Below are 18,999 nucleotides of genomic sequence, written 5' to 3' on the forward strand. Positions count from 1 at the left end.
GAGAACGTACAATTGAACGGCTTGCTCAAGGGCGTCTGGCTCATCCCCGATAGGAAGGGGGTGATGCTCATGTCAACATTCCAAGCACTGATGTTAATGCTTGCTTTCGGGTCATTTATCATTGCCCTGTTGACATATATAGACAAAAAATAGACTCCCCCTTGAGCTTTGGTAGGTGAAAGGGAAAGTCTATCCTGAACATCCTATTCGATTAGCCAGCCCCTTGAAGGGCCTCATTGTACATTGCCGGGATGTTAGCGCATCCTAGCTTCTTTTTATTGTATGCAAATCGCTTTGCATGTAAACATAATGTTGTGTGTCATTTATTGCAATGTGCATTACAAATGCATTCATTTTTCATTACATTTGCATTATAGCATATTTGGTTTTTATTTAGCTAATTAATTAGCTAATTTCCTCCGCATTTCTTAGAAAGAATTCTTCAGCTTTTCAGGCAGATCAAAGTCTTCAAATGTAAATGGAACTTCTTCTTCAAGTGCCTCTGAATCGACATCTAGTCCAGCAATTTTAGCTGAATCAAAGTTGACATCGAATAATGTCACACGCTCTGTGCCTCGGCCTGATGATTTATCATCAATTACCGCTTGAAGAGTGAAATAAGGATCTTCCCCTTTTTTCACATAGTTGAGCATGAGTTGAACGAAACGTGACGTAACTTTATAGAATGTTGCCGTTCCTGTTCCGTTTGCCCCAGTTGTTTTATGGCCAGTCATTCGGCGGCCCATTACGTTCACTTCTGATTTATTTTTCTCCACGTTTGCTTCAAACGTTTTGATAAAGGCAAGTTCCTCACCTTCTAAGAAAAGACGACCTTCTTTACCTGAGATTGTATTTTGCGCTTTAAAAGCCATCTTACTTCACCTCCACATTGAAATAGAATTTTTCTGCTGCGTCTACTGGCTGTACTGCTAAATCGATGATAAATCCATCACGATCTTCATTGAGGCCAATGACGATATCTGTTTCTGAGTTAAAGCCTGTAATACCGCTGCCATCTTGAAGTTGTGTGAGATACTGTGTAATCAGTGTTTTCACAAGCTGCACTCCATCATCAGATGCTGGAATGTCATTGCCATTGGCTTTGCGTAATTTAATCAAATTTTTCAGTTCAAATGTTAAATCATTGTTGATTGCATCTAGCACACGGATGATTTTGTTTTTCGCCATTTGCTGGTTCTTTTCAACCGTGAAGCTTGTCAAAGAGTTAATATCTTTTTCAACGCTCACCGTGCGGTCTCTTGCATCAAAAGTGAAAAGAAACTCTCCTTGTGATAAACGGTATTCTACTTGATCATTATCAAGACGCTCTAATGTATCGACTGCGCCTTCGTATTCAACAAAGGTCAGTGACTGATTAAAAGTCGCTCCTGCACTTGCTCCTGCGACCCAAGCTGTTGTTTGAGCAGGCGCGAGTTCTGTTCCGTCTTCTAAAACAACACCGCTTGTGACATTGATGATTCCTTCTTGATCAGCTGCATAGTTAGCCACAACGCCTTGTACCTTACGTCCTTGCTTATTACGTAAACGCTCAATAAATGACGCGAATGTTGCTTTTAATTGCTCACTATTATCGACTGGGAGTGCAATGACATCAAAGTATTCCGTTTCAGCTGCTTCTAGGAAAGCTGTATAATCTGCGACACTTGCCACACCGTTTTTCCCGCCGCTTAAAGCCGCTCCAGCAGTAATGACCGCTTCGCCTTCACCAGAAAATTGAACGTATTTGTTTTTCACAAGATCTTTGACATCTGTGACCACCTGTTTATCGACAATATCTGTTCCAAGATAGGTAATGACGTCACGTTTTGTGCTGTCGAGTACATTTTCTGCCACTTGAATGGTAATCTCATTTCCTTTTTGACCACCATAATTGGCTGTGACCACAAAGTTTTCTGCGATTTCCGCTTTGGCTGGCTCTCCTTCGTTTAGGCGGTAAAGCAAGACCGTTTGCGCTTTTTTCTTCGCTTCACGGAAAAGAAGAAGTGACTTATCATCAATGTTGAGCCCGACCTTTTTATTTAAGTCTTCCATATCGGAAACGGAAATAAAGGTTTTTGGTTCTCCCCAGCTCATGACAAGAGGAAGTGCAACTGTTCCTCGCTCGCCTAAAGTAATTCGCTGCTCTGCTGTTGTTTTAAAATTAAAGTAAATGCCAGGACGCTTTTTCTCTGTACCTGGTGTAAAAGTGCCTCCGTTCATCCTTTAAACCTCCTTGGACAAAAAAGCATCGATGTGCTTCTTTGCTTCTGTTTTTGTAATTGGTTGATGTTTGATATAAAAAAGAGCACCTTCAAGGATTTCTGGTTTTACCCCAAAAAGATCCTTACTGTGCTCTTTTAAGGCTTCAAATGAAAAGCCAAATTCTTTTTCTTCGCCCGCTGTTTGATCGAGCTGTGTTTTTTTAGTCTTGCTCACGTTTGATCACCCCATCTGAAAAATTGATATCTTCTAGGCTTGGCTGTTTATCTCGGTTGTACCAATAGCTGCTATCCCACGTCAGGACAATCGCTGCTACACCTTGATCTATGATTCTAGTTTCCACTCTTTTTATGCGGACATAATCATCAAGCACCTCTCCATCTTCATTGATCATCTGAATGATTTGACGATCAGCAAGCAATGCATCGACGACTGTTTCCGCCGCATCATGCGCTTTTTCTGTATTCATATGAAACACTTTCACTTGCAGCGAATAAGATTTCATAAAAGTAGACACTGTATCTGGACCACTAATGACAGTCACTGGCGGCACATAAACAGATGGCACTTGAAAACGCTCTGGCAGAAGACGATCATACATTTTCACTGGATAGCGTGTGTATATATAATGCATGATTGCCCCGACTTCTTGATTCATTCCATCACCTCCCAAAATGTCGATCGATCCAGCTTTGAAGCTTTCGATCCAGCGAGTGTTCAAACATTTGTTCATAGAGCATGACGGCATGATCCCAGTACCCATTTCCTTCAATCCATTGAGATGAAAGCATCATGCCAGTACTGGCATTCGGATCATATTCAAAGCGGCTGCCGTTCCATCTGCCAGGCACCCATCTTCGTTCTCCATTTGAAGAAATGGCATGTCCATCATTCACGTAAGAGGCATAATCGAGCTGTGTCCCTACTTCTAGCGTGAGCCCGCCTCGGGAAGTGAGAAAGTGATTCTCCTTGTCACCTTTTTGAAAGGAATTGAGGAGACGGCCTGTATCAACAGCCTTTTCTTTGATGATTTCATCTTGAATGATGTCTAAAAACTGTAAGCCCATTTCCTGTAACCACTCTTGATATTGCGCCATTAAGCCGCCACTATTTGCCTGTTGGAGCTGGGATAGCAGCCGGTCAAGTCCATCAATTTTCATAGGTTTTCCTTTCTGACGGCCATCACTTCCATGTGATGATTTTTCACTCTTTTTGGCTGCTGCAACTTAAGTGAGATGCCGTTCCACACCATTTTGTCATGCAAGCGAATGTCGCTTGCTAAAGGGAAATGGACGAGATAGGACTGATAGATGACTGTATTCGGTTCTTCTTGTACGAGTGACTGGCTTTTTTCTACAACATAGCAAGCCACATCTCTCATACTTGGTGTATCAGGATAAGTGAGGTCCGTCTGCAGATCCCCTGCTGGTATACCAAATTTGCCGCGGACTGCCTCCTCATTCTCTAAGTGAAAAAGATCACAGCGATCCGTTAATAGAGAATCATAGCTCATAATGATCTCACCTTTAAATTGGCGCTGCCGCCAGTTAATGAAGGTTCAATATAATCAACAAGAAGGGCATACACATAAGGTCTGCCTTTTACTTTGTCCGCTGCCTTTGCATATGAATAATCACCCATTTTTTCTGAAGTCAAGCCTTTCATCATGGATTCATCATCATTCAGCATGGCAAAATACTGGGCCATTTTTAATAAGGCGATCCTTGCTTTTTCAGGAATGGGCTGATATTTTTTATGCGTAAAATCGTGCCCGACAATTTGAAATACCGCTGCTTCTGCTTCAATAATATCTGCCGCTAGTCTCTCTACAGAACGATTTTTCACGCGATCAAATACAGAATAGGCTTGTAGTTCCTCAGCAGAAATGATCATAGCCTGCTGTCACCTACTCTTTCACTTTCATTACTTTGGCTACAGCATCCTCTTCCTCAAATTTGCTGTCGAGCTTCGCTGTCAGAACAATGATAAACTTACGGCTGCGAATATCTTTTTCTACTTCAATACGAATATTGCGAGAAAACCCTACGATAATGTTTTTCGGATGTGTCAGTAAAATATCTGATACGTCTGTTCCTTCTTCATCATATGGCTGCATATTGGCAAGACCTTTGACCGGAACACCGAATGCAGAAGAAAGTCCGCCTTGAATCGCCGCATCTCCGAGACCTGTCTGACGGTTTGCTACTTGGTCTTTCCACTCGACCTCTAAACTTGGGGATGTATAAAAACGGAAATCCTGAGGTACACGTAAATATTTTGACGGCATCGCTTTATAGGCTTGTTTGAACATTTGACGGCTAATTTCCGCTCCATTCGCATCGACAATATGAGAAACTGCCTGTTTTCGTACGCCATCCATTTGAGCTAAAAATGGATCTTGTGATGTTGTATCACCGTTGACGATCAGTTCTTCAATATCGACTGCTGCTCGTTCCGCCAGCATTTGCATAATGGTCTGCTGAATCCCGTCTTTTTCAATGTTGTTTTCAATGCTGTCGTACGTCATATGGATCTCAGCAATGACTTCTTTTGCATTGAGCTGGACAGTGCTTGTCGCTGGGACAACACGGTCTTTTGCATCAAGCGCTTTGCCTTCTTCTGCTGGGCGTAAAATGCGCTGACCGAAGCCGATTTTTTCGATTTTTTGTGAATCACTTTCCATTGGAATGATACGTGCATCATTTAAAACGGTTGGTGTATTTTGCATCATTCTAATGAATGTGTTGGATTGGGCTGCGTTCATGAGACCGCCTGTTTTTAAGCTGGCAAGTGTCATTTCAGCCTTGCGAATCAACTCTTGATTTCTCACACTTTTTCCTCCTTATTTAGGCTTATAGTAAGCCATCCCATATGGGCTTTGTCATATCATTTTGTGTATCGTGATTTGTTTGTTTAGAAATGCCCCGCGCTTTTTCAAGCATGTGTATCCGCTCTGAAATAGGCAGTAGCTGTTGCTGAAGCACTTCCTGAATCGCTGCTTTTTCTCTGCCTGCTGATTTCTCTAAGGAAGAGAGCTGATGACGAATTGGCGCAACCACTTGCTCCAGCACTTTTTGTACAGGTTCTTCTTCACCTGTTTGATCTGTCCCTTGTTTATCCGCTTGTAAAACGTTGTCGATGGCCATTTTTGCTTTTTCTAGTTCGCGTACTTGATCAGTCGTTAATCCGGCATCTTGCTTTTGAACGGATGCTGGTCTTTCACCAATCGTTTGGAGGACATCATTTGTTTTCAACACATCCTGCACGATTGGAATCAATTGTTCAAGTGCCGCTCTTACGCTAGACTCATCACCATCACTTGACTGCAACGTTTCCAGCAGATGATCTAAAACGCTCCAAAATTGTTGTGGCATATTTGCACCTTCCTCTTTCAAAAAGAAATTTTTCAGCAAAGAAAAAAGCCCTCTCTCGTTCGTTTCTTGAGATAGGAGCTGATCGTGTTCCTCTATTGCGATGATGTCTGCTGTTCCAGCCATTGAGTAGCCTGTAATATGGCCTTGCTGAATTTGGTCCCAAATATCTTGTGATGCCTTTGTCACAAGTACCCAAGATCCTTTTTGAATCAGCTCCCCGCCTACTTCAAAATCCGCTGGGGCAATGTATGATTCGACGACTTCGCCAACACCATCTTGAAAATCATGCTGTTTATCAATGTGACGGGCATCTTTCATAAAACCGTGTGCTGCTCTTTCAATTTCTTTGGCCGACATAAAGTCTTGATGTGCATCAGGTGTATTGGGTTCATACACGACGCCATATACGAGGCGATGCGCATCCTCTGCCTTCGTCAGGACACTGACTTCTTTTTGAAAGTCAGGCTGCTTTTTCTTTGCTTTCATCAAGAAAAATTTCTTTTGGTTGGCGGCCTTGTCCACATAGGAAACATGTGTAATTTTTGCGTTTTTTAATTCCCTTGGCATATGTTCACCCCCTTTCAAAAAAAGCTCACGTCCTTCTATTTCTTCAGCTGGTTTGACTCGGATGGAGACAGACCATCAGCTGTTTTTATGCGGCTTTCTAAAGGTCGGTGGTAGAATTCTTCCGGCCATTCCTCTAACGTCTTACCAAGAATACGCCCCGCAAGATCTCGCAAATCATTTGGCGATACTGCCCCAGCCTGAATAAATGGTGTCAGAACCTTCGCTATCTCTAATGGATCTCTAAAGTCAGGACCATTTAATAGAAAGCGGACATGCCATATATCTAAATCCGGGAGAAAAAGAGTATTGAGTTTCCCTGTAATAAGATGCCGCTCTGGCTGAAACACTTGCTCCTCCGTTGTTTTTCGCGCGGTATCTGCTGTAGCCTTGTTATAATCTTGTGACTCTCCTGTGTAAATAGGCGGCAGACGAAAAGCGGAGCGGATTTTGTTTCTCGTCTTTTCATCGTATTCTAAAAAGAGCGCATCCTCTTGCAGGATTTCCGCCAAGGATTTAAAGTTCACTTTGACATTTGATACATCTTCTTCACCTGTTAATCCTTTTTCTGTCGGAAGCCCTTCTACTTCAAGCAATAAAAACTTATGCGCATGATCAGACCCTTCAATATCATCCATATAATCTTGTAGCTGCTGATAAGAAGTCTCTGACAGCATGCCGTTTTCAACAATGATGGCACCAGGTACATGCCTTCCTTGCTTAAAATAAAGATAATTCAGCTCTTCTGCTTTTCGTGCGCCATACATATTGACGATGTTGCCAATCCAGCGGGGAATCCCATACGTCCCACTGCCAATTTTAAAATGAATGACTTCTGTTGCTTGAAGTGGTTCTGGTGTAGCATCATCGTACTTGCCTGTTTCATAATTTAATATGCGCGGATCACCATACTCCTTGAAAAAGACTTTCTTCTCATTGATGACCTGCACATATTTTCGGAATCGTTTCTTGCGATTCATCGTCTTTAATTCGCCGTTTTCTGTGTAGCGGAATTCGACGTCGACTGGCTCACTCAGCTTGCAAATGCGAATATGGAGTGCATCCAAATACTCGATTCCTGCCGGCTTTCCTTGTCCATCCCGCAGCACCTCTAAAAAGCCATTTCCTGTTTTCTCCCGGTCTTCTAGGACATAACCAAGAATCACGTCAGCAGACTCATCATAGTTCATGTATTTCGTAAACTCTTCGAGTCTTGTCCATTCCTTCTCGGCTGTCTTCTTTTTGACCGGTTTTACATCTTCCGCATTAAAATCAAAGGCGTATTCCACCCCAAAGCCAAAGCCTAAAATGTTTGTTCGATACGCATCTATACATTGCTGAAGAATCGTTGAGTATTCTGCCATGCTTTTTAATTCATTGATATGGTAGGGCGGCGGGACAATGTCATCTTTTTCGTATGAAAATTCATCCTCATACATTTGTTTTGTATGATCAGACATGTTGGCCTTCATAATCGTTGCTTTTAATTGTTTCATTGTATGGACCTCCTCTCTCGGTTTGGACGGACACGCTCTGAAGCAGTCTGTTTCAAATCGGTCACCTCATAATCATCTAGCGCATACCAAATGGCGGATAATGTGTGTGGGTCGATTTGAAATTCATCTTCCTCTAAGCGGCCGTTCTTATCTGCCTTATAGGTTAGTGATTGAAGTTCATAGATGGTATAAGGGCAAGCATCAGAACAAATGATTTTCTTAAATCGTTTGATTTTCTTTGTATATTGCAAACGTGACCCTTGGAACTTATGCGCAGCGACCATTTGAAATCCGCGCTGCCGAAAATAGTGAATCGTTTTAGGTTCTGCTGAGTCTGCCTTAATGAGTTCCTTTGATTCAACAAATTCTTTCAGATCAACAGCTGTTTCATCATCCGTTTTCCCGCGGTCGTAATATTCCCAATAAATATATAAGTACTTTTTTTCATGATCGACAGCTAACCGAATGAGCGCATTGTAGGATTCGACAAATCCAAAATCCATCCCCGCTCGTTTCAGCGGTCTTTCAATCTGCCCGATCGCTTCTAATACGTCAGCATGCTGTCTGACCTCAAATTGCGGAAACACTTTTGTGCCATTGATACCGAAGTATCCCTTCCTTGCAATTCGATAAAGATCTGGATCGTATTCTTTCAGCTCATCCAGCTGCTTGACATAGCTTTTAGGAAGAAATAGATTGTCTTCTGCTGTTGAGTGGTGATAGTACGTATCTTTTATCACGATGGTTCGCTGTTTGTATAAGGTTTCGTCATCAAGGACAAAACGTTTCAGCTGTTCATCTCGAAAGAAATGTCTGTACGTCCAATTATCCTGACCAACGGGATTCGTCGATAACATCATATAAAGAGGTAAAACCGGATGTCTCAGCCTTCCAAGCAGTTCTTTAAACCCTTCATATGAAACCTCGGAACACTCCTCAATCCAAATAATTGAGATGTTGTTAATCGACTTCAATTTCTCAGGCTTGTCCAGTCCTTTAAATAAAATGCTGCTCCCATTGCGAAAAGTGAGAGCAAGCGGTGAACTGCGGCATTTTACTAGATGATCGATGCCAAGATCGCTGACGATTTCTTGTAAAAGAGAGTAGGTCGACTCCCGGTGCGTATCATACACTTCTCGAATGACAAGTGCTGTCCGTTTTTCCTCAAGCAGTTTTAAAATCAGCTTTAAAGCAATGTGATAGCTTTTGGAGGAGCCATAACCGCCTACTAAAAACTGAAACTTTTGATTCCAATCGAACAAAAAGTGTTCAAAGTGAGGATTGACTTCTTTTTCAATCAACGGCGTCATGAATCGTCCTCTTTTCTTTTGATCATGATATGAAGATCTTCTTCTTTTTCCTCACGAACTGCTTTTTTTGTTTTTTCGATTGTCAGCTCAATTTGCTTCAGCTTTAATCTTCGTTCATCCTTCGCATGAGCGAGCTCTTCAAACTGTTTAATCAGCCGTCTTAGTTCTCCCATTGCACGAGATTGGGCATTTAAAAAAGTAGCATGCCGATCCCATGAAAATTGAAACGAAAATTCCTCTGCCGTGATCTCTGGCTCTGGATGAATGCCTTCGCCTGTTTCTTCCTCTAATGAAGAAGGCAAGTACGTCGCCTTTTTCAGTTCTTTGATCATGTCATCTTGATCTGCTACATGCATGATGCGCTGCGCTCGAATAATGGCTGCGTATTGAATTTGAATTTGATCCCAGATGATATCAAGAGATGTGCGCCCATCCATTTTTTCCATGATTTCAATCGTTTCATCTGAAAGAAATTGATGAAAGATCGAGTGCGCCTGCTTTGACGGTGTTTTTTGTCTTTGCCAGCCGTATCGTCTTTTCCATGATTTAACGGTATGGATGGAGACGTTGTAATGATCGGCTAGTTGCTGGTACGTCATCCCTTTCATATAATCCTGCTTAGCCTCTATTCGTTTATCTTTCATTTACATTCACCTGCCGCCTCCTTTTAGTTCGAATGATTCCCTGAAGAGAAATCATTTGTGCCGGGCTAGCAAACATTCGTTTGGTCTTTCTAACTATAGGTGGCAACTGTAAGACAAGCTTTTGAAGATTGATGTGATGAAAGAAAAAACGCCTATTCAGCAGCTCTGAATAGGCGTTCTTGTACTTTTTTGGACATTTTGATCCGAGCTCTTTCCATATGTTTTTGGACTGTTCCTTTTTTTACATCTAGCATGATCGCAATCTCGCTAAATGACAGACCCTGCGTTGTGTGCATAAAAAATACGTCCTTCTCTCGATCTGTTAAAACAGACAAAGCTTCATCGATTCGCCTTTTATCCCGCTCACTTACCTCTCTTTCTTTCTCTTGAATGAGGGTGTATTCATGTGATAAAGCCTCTAATACCTCTTGATTAGCAAGAATGGTGCGCTGATACACAGACCGTCTATCTAATCCTCTGCGTGCGCCTGGCTCTCTACCGATTTGAAGCCATTCCACCACGTATTCTAAATCACTGACCATACTGGCGATCATTTTTTGATCATGTTTGTCCTGATCTGACATCTGTTTCTCTTCTTTGTCTTTCAATTGTTCATATCGTTTTCTGGCATCTTTTAAACTTCTTTTATATTCAATCAATAAATCTTGCATCTATGCTCTCTCCCTTTTTTAAGAAAATAAAAAACGGACACCAATCAGCCCCTTTTTATAGGGTCTTGATCAGTGTCCGCAGGCTTTCCGTCTTGGACTTATTCAGTTGTTCTTGTTCATCAGACTAGCTGATTTTAAAACCAATCTCATGATCGACTCTTGCAAAATGTCCTTTTGCTGTTTGAATAATCGTTTTTCCATGCTCAGGTACATCCATCATATAAGCCGTTCCTACGTTTCCATCTAACACAATGACTTGAATCTTTCCTTTTTCCATTTCACCGACAAATGTCTGGTTTTCTTGAATCATGAGTTGTTTTGGCTCGTTCATATGCTTGTCTCCTTATTTGGTGGTGAGGATCTCATATCATCACCCATCGTATTTAAAATGATTTCCATTCGAGGACGCATGCTATAAAACTGTGAAACTCTTAATTCTACAATCTGTAAAGAGACGTCATCGGTAACGGCATGAAGTGCTTCTTGTATATACTGCAAATTTGGTTGAAGAATGCTGATGTGAACCGGGCGTAACAAGCCTTTTTCTGCAGATGTACGCGTGTCTTGGCTGTTCGCTAGATCAATGGGCATATTGTAAAATGAGCGAATGTCGAGTGATAATGCGCCTTTTATTTTGCTTGAGCATTGCGCTTTAGCGGCTGTTTGAATTCTGTTTATCAATGTCTCTTTTGTGCATAAATGTTCTTTTTCAATGATAAAATGAAGGACCATGCTACGATCTCCCGTCATCCTTCGCCCACTGCCGAATGTCTTGTTCGTTTTGACCCGCATTGAGCAAACATTTCAGGAATGTCATGATTTGCTTCAATCGATTCATGTCGCATTCATCCTTTCCTTCTTCTTGTCATCAACGGCTTTTTCTGCCATGAGGGTCATGTATGTGCGTTTTTCTTCTGCCGTGGGGAAAGCAAAAATCGGCTCTTTTTGATGAAAAGTGATCCAGCCGCCAGCTTGTACTAGGCAATGCTGTGCTTCTTTTCGGGCATCAAATGTCATCTGATGTCTCATCATCATCAAATCCTTTCTCACGGTCCTCGTCCTCTAATCGATAACCATTTCGGGACATTTCATATGGCCAGTAACGTTTTGGATAGCCGAAATCATTCATTTGTGTCACCATCGGATGTTCGATATTCATTCTGTTTGTCTCCCCTTTTTAAGAACGGTCTTCCTCAAGACTATTACTCTTTTTGTGTAACTTTTGACCAAAAAAAAGCTCTTGAACACCGATATTTAGCAAATCTGCAATATGCTTGGCTATTTCTAAGCTGGGCTTTGTTCGGCCCATTTCTATATTTGCATAGCCACTCGTGTACTTATATCCAAGTTTTTTCGCCATATACGTTTGTGTTTTTCCTTGTAATATTCGTTCTTCTCGTAAATTTTCAAGTTTCATGTTTCCACCTCTTACTCATTATGTGTAAGTTATATTCATTATGATAATATACACAAAACGGGTAAGTCAATCATATTTTTATTCTTTTTGTGTATTTATTTATCTTTTCCGTGTAATTCATGATAAAATTTACACATAATATGAAAAAAGGTGTTTCCGATGGATAATTTGACTGGAAAGATTCTAACTGAATTAAGAGAGAAACATGGATGGAGTAAGTCTACCGTTGCCAAAAAACTCGGTTTAAAGGCGATGTCGACCTATGCTAACTGGGAGTATGGATTGAGAAAGCCAGATGGTGAAATGATTGTGAAAATCGCCGAGTTATACGGGGTCTCAACAGATTATCTTCTCACAGGTAAAGACAAAAACGCCTCTGATGACGATCTTGCAGATGATCCTGATTTGCAAATTGCGTTTAAAGCTGCCTCCGATTTTTCTGAAGAAGCACGAAGACAAACCATCGACTTTATTAACTACATTAGAGAGAAAGAGAAACAAAAAGGCCGTCAGCCAAAACAGACAGACGACAAATAAAAGATCTCTTTTCATAAAGCATCACATAGCTGGGTAGATACCCAGCTTTTTTTATGTCTCTTTTTCCCCCTAAACAAGAATGACATATGAATAAAAAATCATGTGTTTTTTTGGTAAAATCGTCTTCCCCTACATAATATGTGACAATTTTCACCAAAAATACTCATTTTTCCACTTATTTTGATTGACATATAATTCTATTATTATTAATATATGTATATACCAAAAAAAGGAGTGTTACCGATGAAAAAATTAATGAAAGCTTGTACATTGTCTTTAGCTGCTTTAGGTGCTCTTACGTTCTTCCAAACAGAAGGTGCTCATGCAGCTGCACAGCCTAAAGAACCAGTTATAGCAAAAGCTCCTATTATGAATAAAGTGATTACGGTGAACCGCACACTTACTGTAGGTTCTTCAATCGCTGTTTCACTTCCAGCAAGTCAAATTTCTGTCTCAGGCGCAACGTATGCCATTCAATTAGACCAAACTGCTCCAAACTTCACATGGATCCGTGCTGTACAACGCGGTTCTGTTACAGTGTCTTACTATAATTCACTAGGTGAGCTTGTTATTAACTATATTACTGTTCGTTAAGCGATTTTTTTCATATGAAAAGGCGATGACTATATGTTCATCGCCTTTTTGTGTTTTTACTTTTAAGCTGCTTACCAGTGCTTGCCAATCTCTATCTATTATGTTAACTTTTAATAAAAATAAGTTTACATATTGAGAGGGGCTTATGATGGGAAAAATAACGTCTTTGTCTTGGGAAACGATCGTGAAGAAAGCCATCAATCATGAACAGATTACGATGGAAGAAGGTCTAAATATTCTTGGAGCAGACGACGCAGAGTTGCTGCCTATTATGCATGCAGCTTATCAGGTGAGATTTCATTTTTTTCAAAAAAAGGTGAAGTTAAATATGATCTTTAACGCCAAAAGCGGATATTGTCCTGAAAACTGCGGGTATTGTTCACAATCGGTGATTTCAACAGCTCCTGTTGAGAGGTATACAATGCTTGACCAAAAAACCATTGTGGCCGGTGCGCGTGAGGCGTTAAAAAGAAAAGCAGGGACTTATTGTATTGTAGCAAGTGGGAGAGCACCTTCGCACCGTGAATTAGATGAAGTCACCGCAGCAGTAAAGGAAATTACCGAGACAATGCCTTTGAAAGTTTGTGCATGCCTTGGGTTATTAAATGAAGAAAAAGCGAAGCGGCTGAAGGAAGCGGGTGTTCATCGGTATAATCATAATCTCAATACACATCAAGATCATCATGCTCAAATTACAACGACCCATACGTATGATGACCGCGTATCGACCATTGATAAGGTCAAACAGTCAGGGATGTCACCATGTTCAGGGGTTATTATTGGAATGGGCGAAACCAATCAACAAATTGTCGAAATGGCTTTTGCGCTGAGAGCCCTTGATGCGGATTCGATTCCCGTCAACTTTCTCCACGCAATTGAAGGAACGCCTCTTGAACATCAAGAACGCACACATCCGATCAAAGCGTTGAAGGTTTTGGCACTGATGCGATTTATCAACCCGGCTAAGGAAATTCGAGTATCTGGGGGAAGAGAGTTTAATTTGCGAACGCTTCAGCCTCTCGCATTATATGCAGCGAACTCTATTTTCGTAGGCGATTATTTAACGACAAAAGGACAGCAAGTTCAAACCGATCATCACATCATTGAAGATTTAGGTTTTGAAATAGAAGAATGTGCGCTTTAAAAAAGTCTGCCGATGGATCGGCAGACTTTTGACGTTGAGATTAGAATCTTTTATGGAAATCGACAGTACCGCTTCCTTCTTCGCGGTCAAAGCTACCAACAAAAGTCCAGTTAATATAGCCGCCGTCACCATTGTTGACAAACGTACCATCTTCAAATACCAAACGTAATGCCGTCATATTCAACACTATCATAATAAACAACATTGTTCAGTCCGCTAAAGTCATGATCTTGGCTTAAGTTTTGAACAACTACGTTGTAATTTTGACCTGCTTCATAGAATGCACTGTATGCCGCATTTTTTACAAATCCATCACGATTTTGAGATGATTTGACTGCTTGTTCAATTTTATCGGCAATGGCTACTGGATCAATCGAGACACTTCCATCGACACCTGTTGTCGTAGCAGCTTCAGCCTTTTGACCAAAAGTCGTAAGAGATAAAGGGACAGCAACCATTGACGTAGCAATCATAGAGCTAACAAAAAATTTACTTGTTTTCCTCATTATTTCTAACTCCTCCTTTAATTGGTATGTTTATGTACTACCCTTTTCTTTGTCACTTAAACACTAATTTAAGAAAAAACTTCATTTTCTACCAATTAAGAGGCTGTTTTTACTGTTTAAAAGGGCAAAACAACAAAAAAACTACTCTTTTAAAAGAGTAGTTTTCCATCATTACATAAACAGGATAAATAAAATCAGACCTAGGATGATTCGGTAGATCGCAAAAGGCACAAGTTTGATTTTATTAATCAGTTTTAGGAAGAATCGAACAACAAAGAGAGCCACAATAAACGCACTCACAAAGCCCACAATAAAGAATGGAAGCATGTCTGTTGTTAAATATTCGGCATTTTTTACAAGTGTTAAAAGGCTTGCTCCCGCCATAATCGGCATGGCCATAATAAACGTAAAGTCAGCCGCCGCGCGGTGATTCAGACCAAGAATAACACCACCTGCTATTGTAGAACCCGAACGCGAGAAGCCTGGCCATAGTGCTAAACATTGAAATAACCCGATATACAGCGCTTGTCTGTACGTCATATTATCCACAGAGCTTGTTTCTGTTTTACGTTTATTGATCCAATCAGCGACAAGCATCAGCACAGCCCCTAAAATCAAACCGACAGCGACCGTTCTCACATCAAACAAATATTTATCAATATAATCTTCAAATAAGAATCCTAAAATGACGGCTGGGACGAGTCCAACAGCAATTTGAGCAATGGTCAGCTTATGTCCGCTGCGTTTTTGTTCTTCTGTGATATTTTTCTTTAAGCCTAACAAGTTCAAAATACGATCTTTAAACACGATCATGACAGCTAAAATAGAACCTAACTGAATCACGACTTTAAATGTGTTTGCAGCCTCTGGCGTAATGATGTCTTTTGATTTTAGCCAAAGATCATCAACAATGATCATATGCCCTGTAGACGAGACAGGTGCATACTCTGTTAATCCTTCGACAATTCCTAAAACCAGTGCCACGAATAAATCCCATAGATTCATGATTTTCTTTCCTTTCAATTCTGATCTTTTGAAGGCAAACATCTATGTCCACATAAAGACAAGCTTTCTTTTTCGAAAGCTCGTCTTTATGATACTATATTTTTTTCTAAAAAAGATTATGACATCAAACCTTTTCTTCTTTATACAAATTGGATCGCATTTTGAACCAATCAAACAGGTGGGTCGTGATCACTTTCAGAACGGCATATGTCGGAATCGCGACAATGATGCCGACTACGCTGAACAATTTACCTGCTGTTAATAGAACAAAGATAATCGTGATCGGATGGATATGAAGGTTTTTCCCCATGACCTGAGGAGAAATGAATTTCCCTTCAATAAGTTGAACCACTGTCCAGACAATGATCAGTTTCAGTAGCATAATAGGTGATGTGACAAGTGCAATCACAATCGCTGGTGTAATGGCAATTGTTGGCCCAAGGTAAGGCACTACACTTGTACATGCCGCAATAATCGCCAGAAGCAGCGCATAGTCAAGTCCAATAATCAGATAACCGATTAAAAGAAGAACACCGATACAGAAGCTGACAATGATCTGTCCAAGAATATAAGAGCTTAAGCGATGGTTCATTTCGTGAAGCACGATATGTGTATGCTCTCTAAACTTATTCGGAATAAATTTCAAGAAATAGTCAGGCAGTTTTTTGCCGTCTTTTAATAGATAAAACAGAATGAACGGAACCGTCACGATCGAGATGATAATTTCAGTAAGCGCCCCTAAGAAAGTGCCGACTCCGGTAAAAGTACTTTCCAAAATCTTCGTTGCTTGACTTGACGCTTTACTCACCAATTCAGAGACGTTAAAATTCATCGTTTTCTGCGCCTGATTAATGAAGTTGCTTCCTGTTAGTTGTCGAATCTGTTCTTCTACCGTATCAACGTATTTTGGCAGATTATGAAACAGACTCATCGTTTGTGCTTGTAAAAAAGGAATAATAGATACAATGGTCACTGTAATGATCCCAATAATGACGATATATAAAAGCAAAATCGAAAAGATCCGTTTGACCTTAAATCTCTCTAATAAATTCACAATTGGATTTAATAAATAATACACAACCCCCGTTAAAATAATCGGTAAGGCAATGGTTTTGATGAGTACAATGAGCGGTGTGAAAATAAAAGATGCTTTCATGAAAACAAGGATATTCAACCCTATTAATAGCAGGATGAGTAAAAAGAGAACAAACTTGTTATCAAGAAAAAATTTTCTAAATCGACTGCTCCACATTTGCATAGAATTCATATCTTTCCTCCAAACACGGGCTATTTTATTAGTAAATTGTACACTACTTGATCATCATTTGTGATCATTGTTTCAGCTTTTCTTCCAGTTTCGCAATGGACAGGGCCCATCCAATCAAAATCGGTTGTCCGATTAATCTCATCCATAACAAGGCTTGTTCTGTGCTCTCTTGCCCTGGAAATGGAATCCCTTCTCTCGCAGCAAATAGGTTCGCAGGGAAAATGAGCACCAGATAGACAGCGATCATTTTTGCTGCCACACTCCTTACGTTTGGAAGAAGCAGTAAAACGGCCAGCAGCCATTCCAAGCATGCGGTGGCATAAATGATGCCATAGGGAAATGGCCATCCAGACATCATGCGGGCAAAGCCGCTTGGCTCTATCACATGAAAAACACCGGCTGCTATAAATAAAAGCGCGAATGCGTATGTACTTCCTATATGTAGGATGCGCTTCATGTTCGTTTCCTCCTCCCTCCTTCTCAAGTATTACCCGAATGAAGGAGGAAACTATCCACTTTTCGTACATTTATATTCTTTATGTAAGACGCATCAGCTAAGGTAAAGGTTTCATCCGCTTTTCAATAAAAAAGAAGATTCTTTCATACAAACGCTTTCAAAGCATGTATAATCAGAGAAAAGCAGAAGGAGGGAATGTGATGATTCGATTTGCTGTCATCGGAACGAATTGGATTACAGATCGATTCTTACAGGCTGGTGAAGGAGTGGCGGATTTTACATGTACGGCCGTCTATTCTCGGTCTGCTGAAAAAGGACAGGCATTTGCAGACAAGTATGGCATTGATACCGTCTTTACTAATTTACAGCAAATGGCGGCAAGTGATGCGTTTGATGCTGTGTATATCGCAAGTCCAAACGCCCTTCACAAAGAGCAAGCGATGCTGATAATGGCGCATCAAAAACATGTATTATGTGAAAAACCATTGGCCTCTCACCGGAAAGAGGCTGAAGAAATGATTGCTGCTGCGAAAAAATATCAGGTGTGCTTAATGGAAGCGATGAAGACCACATTTCTGCCGAATTTTCTTCAAATCAAACAGCATCTTGATCAACTAGGCCCCATTCGGCAAGTGATCGCTCATTACTGTAAATATTCCTCAAGATACGATGCCTACCGAAACGGTGAGATTCCAAATGCTTTTAAGCCGGAATTATCCAATGGCTCCTTAATGGACATCGGCGTGTATCTTGTCTTTCCCATCATTTATTTATTCGGGCTGCCACATCAAATCACCGCGAGAGGCTATACACTTTCTTCTGGAGTTGATGGGAGCGGTTCATTACTTTTACAATATGAAGGGCATCAAGCACTGCTTTTTCATTCAAAAATCTCAACGTCTCATGTATCTGCTGAAATTCAAGGGGAGGATGCCACAATGGTGATTGATCAATTTCACCGTCCTTCTCGTATCACCATCCATGATCGAAATGGAAAGCAAACCGATATTTCTCTCAAAGATGATCAACCGGCTATGTATTATGAAATCGATCACTTCATTCAATGCATCAAGCAAAAAAAGGGACAGTCGCCAGTCAATACATTTGCCTTATCCGTTCAAACCATGTCCGTCATGGACGAGGCGAGAAGACAAATGGGCATTATCTATCCAGCCGACAGACAAATGTAATGAGGCATTGAATGAACAAAGGGCGTTTTACAGCCCTTTGTTTGTTCGTGTGAATCTAGTTTGCCGCTAATACATCGGCAAATGCTTTCACATATGGCGGAAGGTCCGGCGGGCGTCTGCTTGATACAATATGACCATCTGTCACAACGGCTTCATCAAACCATTCCGCTCCAGCATTCGTCATATCATCTTTAATACCAGGTGTACTCGTTACTTTTTTACCTTTCAGGATACCAGCAGAAATGAGCACCCAGCCGGCATGACAGATTTGTCCGATCGGTTTGCCCTTTGCATCAAACGTACGAACGATGTCTAATACTTCTGGATATCGGCGCAGTTTATCCGGTGCCCATCCCCCAGGAACGAGAACCGCATCATAATCATCTGCTTGAATGGAATAGAAGTCTGCATCTGATACAGCTGGCACTCCGTACTTCCCGATATATTCATGATCTGCTTTTTCGCCTACGAGATGGACAGTTGCCCCCTCTTCTCTTAATCGCAAAACGGGATACCATAGCTCTAAATCTTCAAAATCATCACTGACTAACGCAATGACCTTCTTATTTGATAAACGCATAACATCTCTCCTTTTCTTCGGAT

At 40.9% G+C, this 18,999-nt stretch carries 28 protein-coding genes; 5 read left to right on the forward strand and 23 right to left on the reverse strand.

All coding sequences use genetic code 11. The features are described 5' to 3' along the window. Window positions 1-63: 63 nt before the first annotated feature. Window positions 64-153 carry a putative holin-like toxin gene (locus tag MHH31_RS14345; protein WP_072368332.1) on the forward strand — a complete coding sequence of 30 codons (90 nt, stop codon included), beginning with the start codon at window positions 64-66 and terminating at the stop codon, window positions 151-153. Between the two features lie 275 nt (window positions 154-428). Here the strand turns inward: MHH31_RS14345 and MHH31_RS14350 are convergent, their stop codons facing one another. From MHH31_RS14350 to MHH31_RS14435, 18 genes are all read right to left on the reverse strand, one after another. Then, window positions 429-872, reverse strand: coding sequence for a phage tail tube protein (locus MHH31_RS14350; RefSeq protein WP_003213309.1), 444 nt, complete (start codon window positions 870-872; stop codon window positions 429-431). A 1-nt stretch (window position 873) separates the two neighbouring features. After that, a complete protein-coding gene (locus tag MHH31_RS14355; protein WP_024719687.1) occupies window positions 874-2,220 on the reverse strand; it encodes a phage tail sheath family protein in 1,347 nt (448 codons plus the stop codon). Window positions 2,221-2,223: 3 nt separating this feature from the next. Beyond that, complete coding sequence (locus MHH31_RS14360) at window positions 2,224-2,436, reverse strand: hypothetical protein (protein ID WP_008344108.1); 213 nt, start codon at window positions 2,434-2,436, stop codon at window positions 2,224-2,226. After that, complete coding sequence (locus MHH31_RS14365; protein WP_203143598.1) at window positions 2,423-2,878, reverse strand: phage portal protein; 456 nt, start codon at window positions 2,876-2,878, stop codon at window positions 2,423-2,425. Before MHH31_RS14365 ends, MHH31_RS14360 begins: the two co-directional genes overlap by 14 nt. A 4-nt stretch (window positions 2,879-2,882) precedes the next feature. Beyond that, entirely contained in the window at window positions 2,883-3,380 is a 498-nt protein-coding gene (locus MHH31_RS14370; protein ID WP_342494925.1) for an HK97 gp10 family phage protein, read from the reverse strand. Beyond that, complete coding sequence (locus MHH31_RS14375) at window positions 3,377-3,733, reverse strand: YqbH/XkdH family protein (protein ID WP_017367938.1); 357 nt, start codon at window positions 3,731-3,733, stop codon at window positions 3,377-3,379. The genes MHH31_RS14370 and MHH31_RS14375 overlap by 4 nt, the downstream gene beginning before the upstream one ends. Continuing rightward, window positions 3,730-4,113, reverse strand: a complete 384-nt coding sequence (locus MHH31_RS14380; protein ID WP_342494927.1) for a DUF3199 family protein — start codon at window positions 4,111-4,113, stop codon at window positions 3,730-3,732. The genes MHH31_RS14375 and MHH31_RS14380 overlap by 4 nt, the downstream gene beginning before the upstream one ends. Before the next feature lie 13 nt (window positions 4,114-4,126). Continuing rightward, window positions 4,127-5,050 carry a phage major capsid protein gene (locus tag MHH31_RS14385; protein ID WP_008344119.1) on the reverse strand — a complete coding sequence of 308 codons (924 nt, stop codon included), beginning with the start codon at window positions 5,048-5,050 and terminating at the stop codon, window positions 4,127-4,129. A gap of 22 nt (window positions 5,051-5,072) precedes the next feature. Beyond that, the gene (locus MHH31_RS14390; RefSeq protein ID WP_061420044.1) at window positions 5,073-6,161 is read right to left on the reverse strand and encodes an XkdF-like putative serine protease domain-containing protein; all 1,089 of its coding nucleotides are present in this window, start codon (window positions 6,159-6,161) and stop codon (window positions 5,073-5,075) included. A gap of 35 nt (window positions 6,162-6,196) precedes the next feature. Further along, complete coding sequence (locus tag MHH31_RS14395; RefSeq protein WP_056702593.1) at window positions 6,197-7,654, reverse strand: phage portal protein; 1,458 nt, start codon at window positions 7,652-7,654, stop codon at window positions 6,197-6,199. Next, complete coding sequence (locus MHH31_RS14400; protein WP_342495499.1) at window positions 7,651-8,952, reverse strand: PBSX family phage terminase large subunit; 1,302 nt, start codon at window positions 8,950-8,952, stop codon at window positions 7,651-7,653. The genes MHH31_RS14395 and MHH31_RS14400 overlap by 4 nt, the downstream gene beginning before the upstream one ends. Before the next feature lie 8 nt (window positions 8,953-8,960). Next, window positions 8,961-9,608, reverse strand: a complete 648-nt coding sequence (gene terS / locus MHH31_RS14405; RefSeq protein ID WP_007500563.1) for a phage terminase small subunit — start codon at window positions 9,606-9,608, stop codon at window positions 8,961-8,963. Between the two features lie 152 nt (window positions 9,609-9,760). Then, complete coding sequence (locus MHH31_RS14410) at window positions 9,761-10,279, reverse strand: sigma-70 family RNA polymerase sigma factor (protein ID WP_342494928.1); 519 nt, start codon at window positions 10,277-10,279, stop codon at window positions 9,761-9,763. A 124-nt stretch (window positions 10,280-10,403) separates the two neighbouring features. Further along, complete coding sequence (locus tag MHH31_RS14415; RefSeq protein ID WP_008344129.1) at window positions 10,404-10,610, reverse strand: XtrA/YqaO family protein; 207 nt, start codon at window positions 10,608-10,610, stop codon at window positions 10,404-10,406. Beyond that, on the reverse strand, window positions 10,607-11,011 hold the full coding sequence (locus MHH31_RS14420) for a holliday junction resolvase (RefSeq protein ID WP_342494929.1): 405 nt from the start codon (window positions 11,009-11,011) through the stop codon (window positions 10,607-10,609). Before MHH31_RS14420 ends, MHH31_RS14415 begins: the two co-directional genes overlap by 4 nt. 102 nt (window positions 11,012-11,113) lie before the next feature. Beyond that, entirely contained in the window at window positions 11,114-11,308 is a 195-nt protein-coding gene (locus tag MHH31_RS14425; RefSeq protein WP_226650593.1) for a hypothetical protein, read from the reverse strand. Beyond that, on the reverse strand, window positions 11,286-11,438 hold the full coding sequence (locus MHH31_RS14430) for a hypothetical protein (RefSeq protein ID WP_162835675.1): 153 nt from the start codon (window positions 11,436-11,438) through the stop codon (window positions 11,286-11,288). Before MHH31_RS14430 ends, MHH31_RS14425 begins: the two co-directional genes overlap by 23 nt. Window positions 11,439-11,456: 18 nt before the next feature. Beyond that, complete coding sequence (locus MHH31_RS14435; RefSeq protein ID WP_017358976.1) at window positions 11,457-11,696, reverse strand: helix-turn-helix transcriptional regulator; 240 nt, start codon at window positions 11,694-11,696, stop codon at window positions 11,457-11,459. 159 nt (window positions 11,697-11,855) lie between these two features. On the opposite strand from MHH31_RS14435, the gene MHH31_RS14440 reads away from it, so the two are divergent. The 3 genes from MHH31_RS14440 (at window position 11,856) to bioB (ending at window position 13,971) form a co-directional block, all read left to right on the forward strand. After that, complete coding sequence (locus MHH31_RS14440) at window positions 11,856-12,233, forward strand: helix-turn-helix transcriptional regulator (protein WP_007500560.1); 378 nt, start codon at window positions 11,856-11,858, stop codon at window positions 12,231-12,233. 243 nt (window positions 12,234-12,476) lie between these two features. Continuing rightward, complete coding sequence (locus tag MHH31_RS14445; RefSeq protein ID WP_003213146.1) at window positions 12,477-12,827, forward strand: hypothetical protein; 351 nt, start codon at window positions 12,477-12,479, stop codon at window positions 12,825-12,827. A 148-nt stretch (window positions 12,828-12,975) separates the two neighbouring features. Further along, window positions 12,976-13,971, forward strand: coding sequence for a biotin synthase BioB (bioB, locus tag MHH31_RS14450; RefSeq protein WP_342494930.1), 996 nt, complete (start codon window positions 12,976-12,978; stop codon window positions 13,969-13,971). Between the two features lie 152 nt (window positions 13,972-14,123). Here the strand turns inward: bioB and MHH31_RS14455 are convergent, their stop codons facing one another. The 4 genes from MHH31_RS14455 to MHH31_RS14470 form a co-directional block, all read right to left on the reverse strand. Beyond that, the gene (locus MHH31_RS14455) at window positions 14,124-14,477 is read right to left on the reverse strand and encodes a stress protein (protein WP_342494931.1); all 354 of its coding nucleotides are present in this window, start codon (window positions 14,475-14,477) and stop codon (window positions 14,124-14,126) included. A 171-nt stretch (window positions 14,478-14,648) separates the two neighbouring features. Beyond that, entirely contained in the window at window positions 14,649-15,482 is an 834-nt protein-coding gene (locus tag MHH31_RS14460; protein WP_024719699.1) for an undecaprenyl-diphosphate phosphatase, read from the reverse strand. Between the two features lie 124 nt (window positions 15,483-15,606). Further along, window positions 15,607-16,749 carry an AI-2E family transporter gene (locus MHH31_RS14465; protein WP_024719700.1) on the reverse strand — a complete coding sequence of 381 codons (1,143 nt, stop codon included), beginning with the start codon at window positions 16,747-16,749 and terminating at the stop codon, window positions 15,607-15,609. A 64-nt stretch (window positions 16,750-16,813) separates the two neighbouring features. Beyond that, window positions 16,814-17,206: a MauE/DoxX family redox-associated membrane protein gene (locus MHH31_RS14470; protein ID WP_058336850.1), complete on the reverse strand. Its 393-nt coding sequence runs from the start codon at window positions 17,204-17,206 to the stop codon at window positions 16,814-16,816. A 200-nt stretch (window positions 17,207-17,406) separates the two neighbouring features. Here MHH31_RS14470 and MHH31_RS14475 point away from each other — a divergent pair, with 200 nt between their 5' ends. Next, window positions 17,407-18,396 carry a Gfo/Idh/MocA family oxidoreductase gene (locus tag MHH31_RS14475; protein WP_342494932.1) on the forward strand — a complete coding sequence of 330 codons (990 nt, stop codon included), beginning with the start codon at window positions 17,407-17,409 and terminating at the stop codon, window positions 18,394-18,396. A gap of 55 nt (window positions 18,397-18,451) precedes the next feature. Here MHH31_RS14475 and MHH31_RS14480 read toward each other — a convergent pair whose 3' ends face one another. After that, window positions 18,452-18,976 (reverse strand): type 1 glutamine amidotransferase domain-containing protein, encoded by a 525-nt coding sequence (locus tag MHH31_RS14480; RefSeq protein ID WP_008344162.1) that lies wholly within the window; start codon window positions 18,974-18,976, stop codon window positions 18,452-18,454. Window positions 18,977-18,999 lie beyond the last annotated feature (23 nt).

The sequence above is a fragment of the Bacillus sp. FSL K6-1033 genome, assembly GCF_038630765.1.
Taxonomy (GTDB): Bacteria; Bacillota; Bacilli; order Bacillales; family Bacillaceae; genus Bacillus; species Bacillus altitudinis.

Coding starts and splice junctions, on each gene's coding strand:
- MHH31_RS14345 (WP_072368332.1), top strand. CDS start 64: ATGCTCATGTCAACATTCCAAGCACTGATGTTAATGCTTGCTTTCGGG.
- MHH31_RS14350 (WP_003213309.1), bottom strand. CDS start 872: ATGGCTTTTAAAGCGCAAAATACAATCTCAGGTAAAGAAGGTCGTCTT.
- MHH31_RS14355 (WP_024719687.1), bottom strand. CDS start 2,220: ATGAACGGAGGCACTTTTACACCAGGTACAGAGAAAAAGCGTCCTGGC.
- MHH31_RS14365 (WP_203143598.1), bottom strand. CDS start 2,878: ATGAATCAAGAAGTCGGGGCAATCATGCATTATATATACACACGCTAT.
- MHH31_RS14370 (WP_342494925.1), bottom strand. CDS start 3,380: ATGAAAATTGATGGACTTGACCGGCTGCTATCCCAGCTCCAACAGGCA.
- MHH31_RS14375 (WP_017367938.1), bottom strand. CDS start 3,733: ATGAGCTATGATTCTCTATTAACGGATCGCTGTGATCTTTTTCACTTA.
- MHH31_RS14380 (WP_342494927.1), bottom strand. CDS start 4,113: ATGATCATTTCTGCTGAGGAACTACAAGCCTATTCTGTATTTGATCGC.
- MHH31_RS14390 (WP_061420044.1), bottom strand. CDS start 6,161: ATGCCAAGGGAATTAAAAAACGCAAAAATTACACATGTTTCCTATGTG.
- MHH31_RS14395 (WP_056702593.1), bottom strand. CDS start 7,654: ATGAAACAATTAAAAGCAACGATTATGAAGGCCAACATGTCTGATCAT.
- terS (WP_007500563.1), bottom strand. CDS start 9,608: ATGAAAGATAAACGAATAGAGGCTAAGCAGGATTATATGAAAGGGATG.
- MHH31_RS14410 (WP_342494928.1), bottom strand. CDS start 10,279: ATGCAAGATTTATTGATTGAATATAAAAGAAGTTTAAAAGATGCCAGA.
- MHH31_RS14415 (WP_008344129.1), bottom strand. CDS start 10,610: ATGAACGAGCCAAAACAACTCATGATTCAAGAAAACCAGACATTTGTC.
- MHH31_RS14420 (WP_342494929.1), bottom strand. CDS start 11,011: ATGGTCCTTCATTTTATCATTGAAAAAGAACATTTATGCACAAAAGAG.
- MHH31_RS14425 (WP_226650593.1), bottom strand. CDS start 11,308: ATGAGACATCAGATGACATTTGATGCCCGAAAAGAAGCACAGCATTGC.
- MHH31_RS14430 (WP_162835675.1), bottom strand. CDS start 11,438: ATGAATATCGAACATCCGATGGTGACACAAATGAATGATTTCGGCTAT.
- MHH31_RS14435 (WP_017358976.1), bottom strand. CDS start 11,696: ATGAAACTTGAAAATTTACGAGAAGAACGAATATTACAAGGAAAAACA.
- MHH31_RS14440 (WP_007500560.1), top strand. CDS start 11,856: ATGGATAATTTGACTGGAAAGATTCTAACTGAATTAAGAGAGAAACAT.
- MHH31_RS14445 (WP_003213146.1), top strand. CDS start 12,477: ATGAAAAAATTAATGAAAGCTTGTACATTGTCTTTAGCTGCTTTAGGT.
- bioB (WP_342494930.1), top strand. CDS start 12,976: ATGGGAAAAATAACGTCTTTGTCTTGGGAAACGATCGTGAAGAAAGCC.
- MHH31_RS14455 (WP_342494931.1), bottom strand. CDS start 14,477: ATGAGGAAAACAAGTAAATTTTTTGTTAGCTCTATGATTGCTACGTCA.
- MHH31_RS14460 (WP_024719699.1), bottom strand. CDS start 15,482: ATGAATCTATGGGATTTATTCGTGGCACTGGTTTTAGGAATTGTCGAA.
- MHH31_RS14465 (WP_024719700.1), bottom strand. CDS start 16,749: ATGAATTCTATGCAAATGTGGAGCAGTCGATTTAGAAAATTTTTTCTT.
- MHH31_RS14470 (WP_058336850.1), bottom strand. CDS start 17,206: ATGAAGCGCATCCTACATATAGGAAGTACATACGCATTCGCGCTTTTA.
- MHH31_RS14475 (WP_342494932.1), top strand. CDS start 17,407: ATGATTCGATTTGCTGTCATCGGAACGAATTGGATTACAGATCGATTC.
- MHH31_RS14480 (WP_008344162.1), bottom strand. CDS start 18,976: ATGCGTTTATCAAATAAGAAGGTCATTGCGTTAGTCAGTGATGATTTT.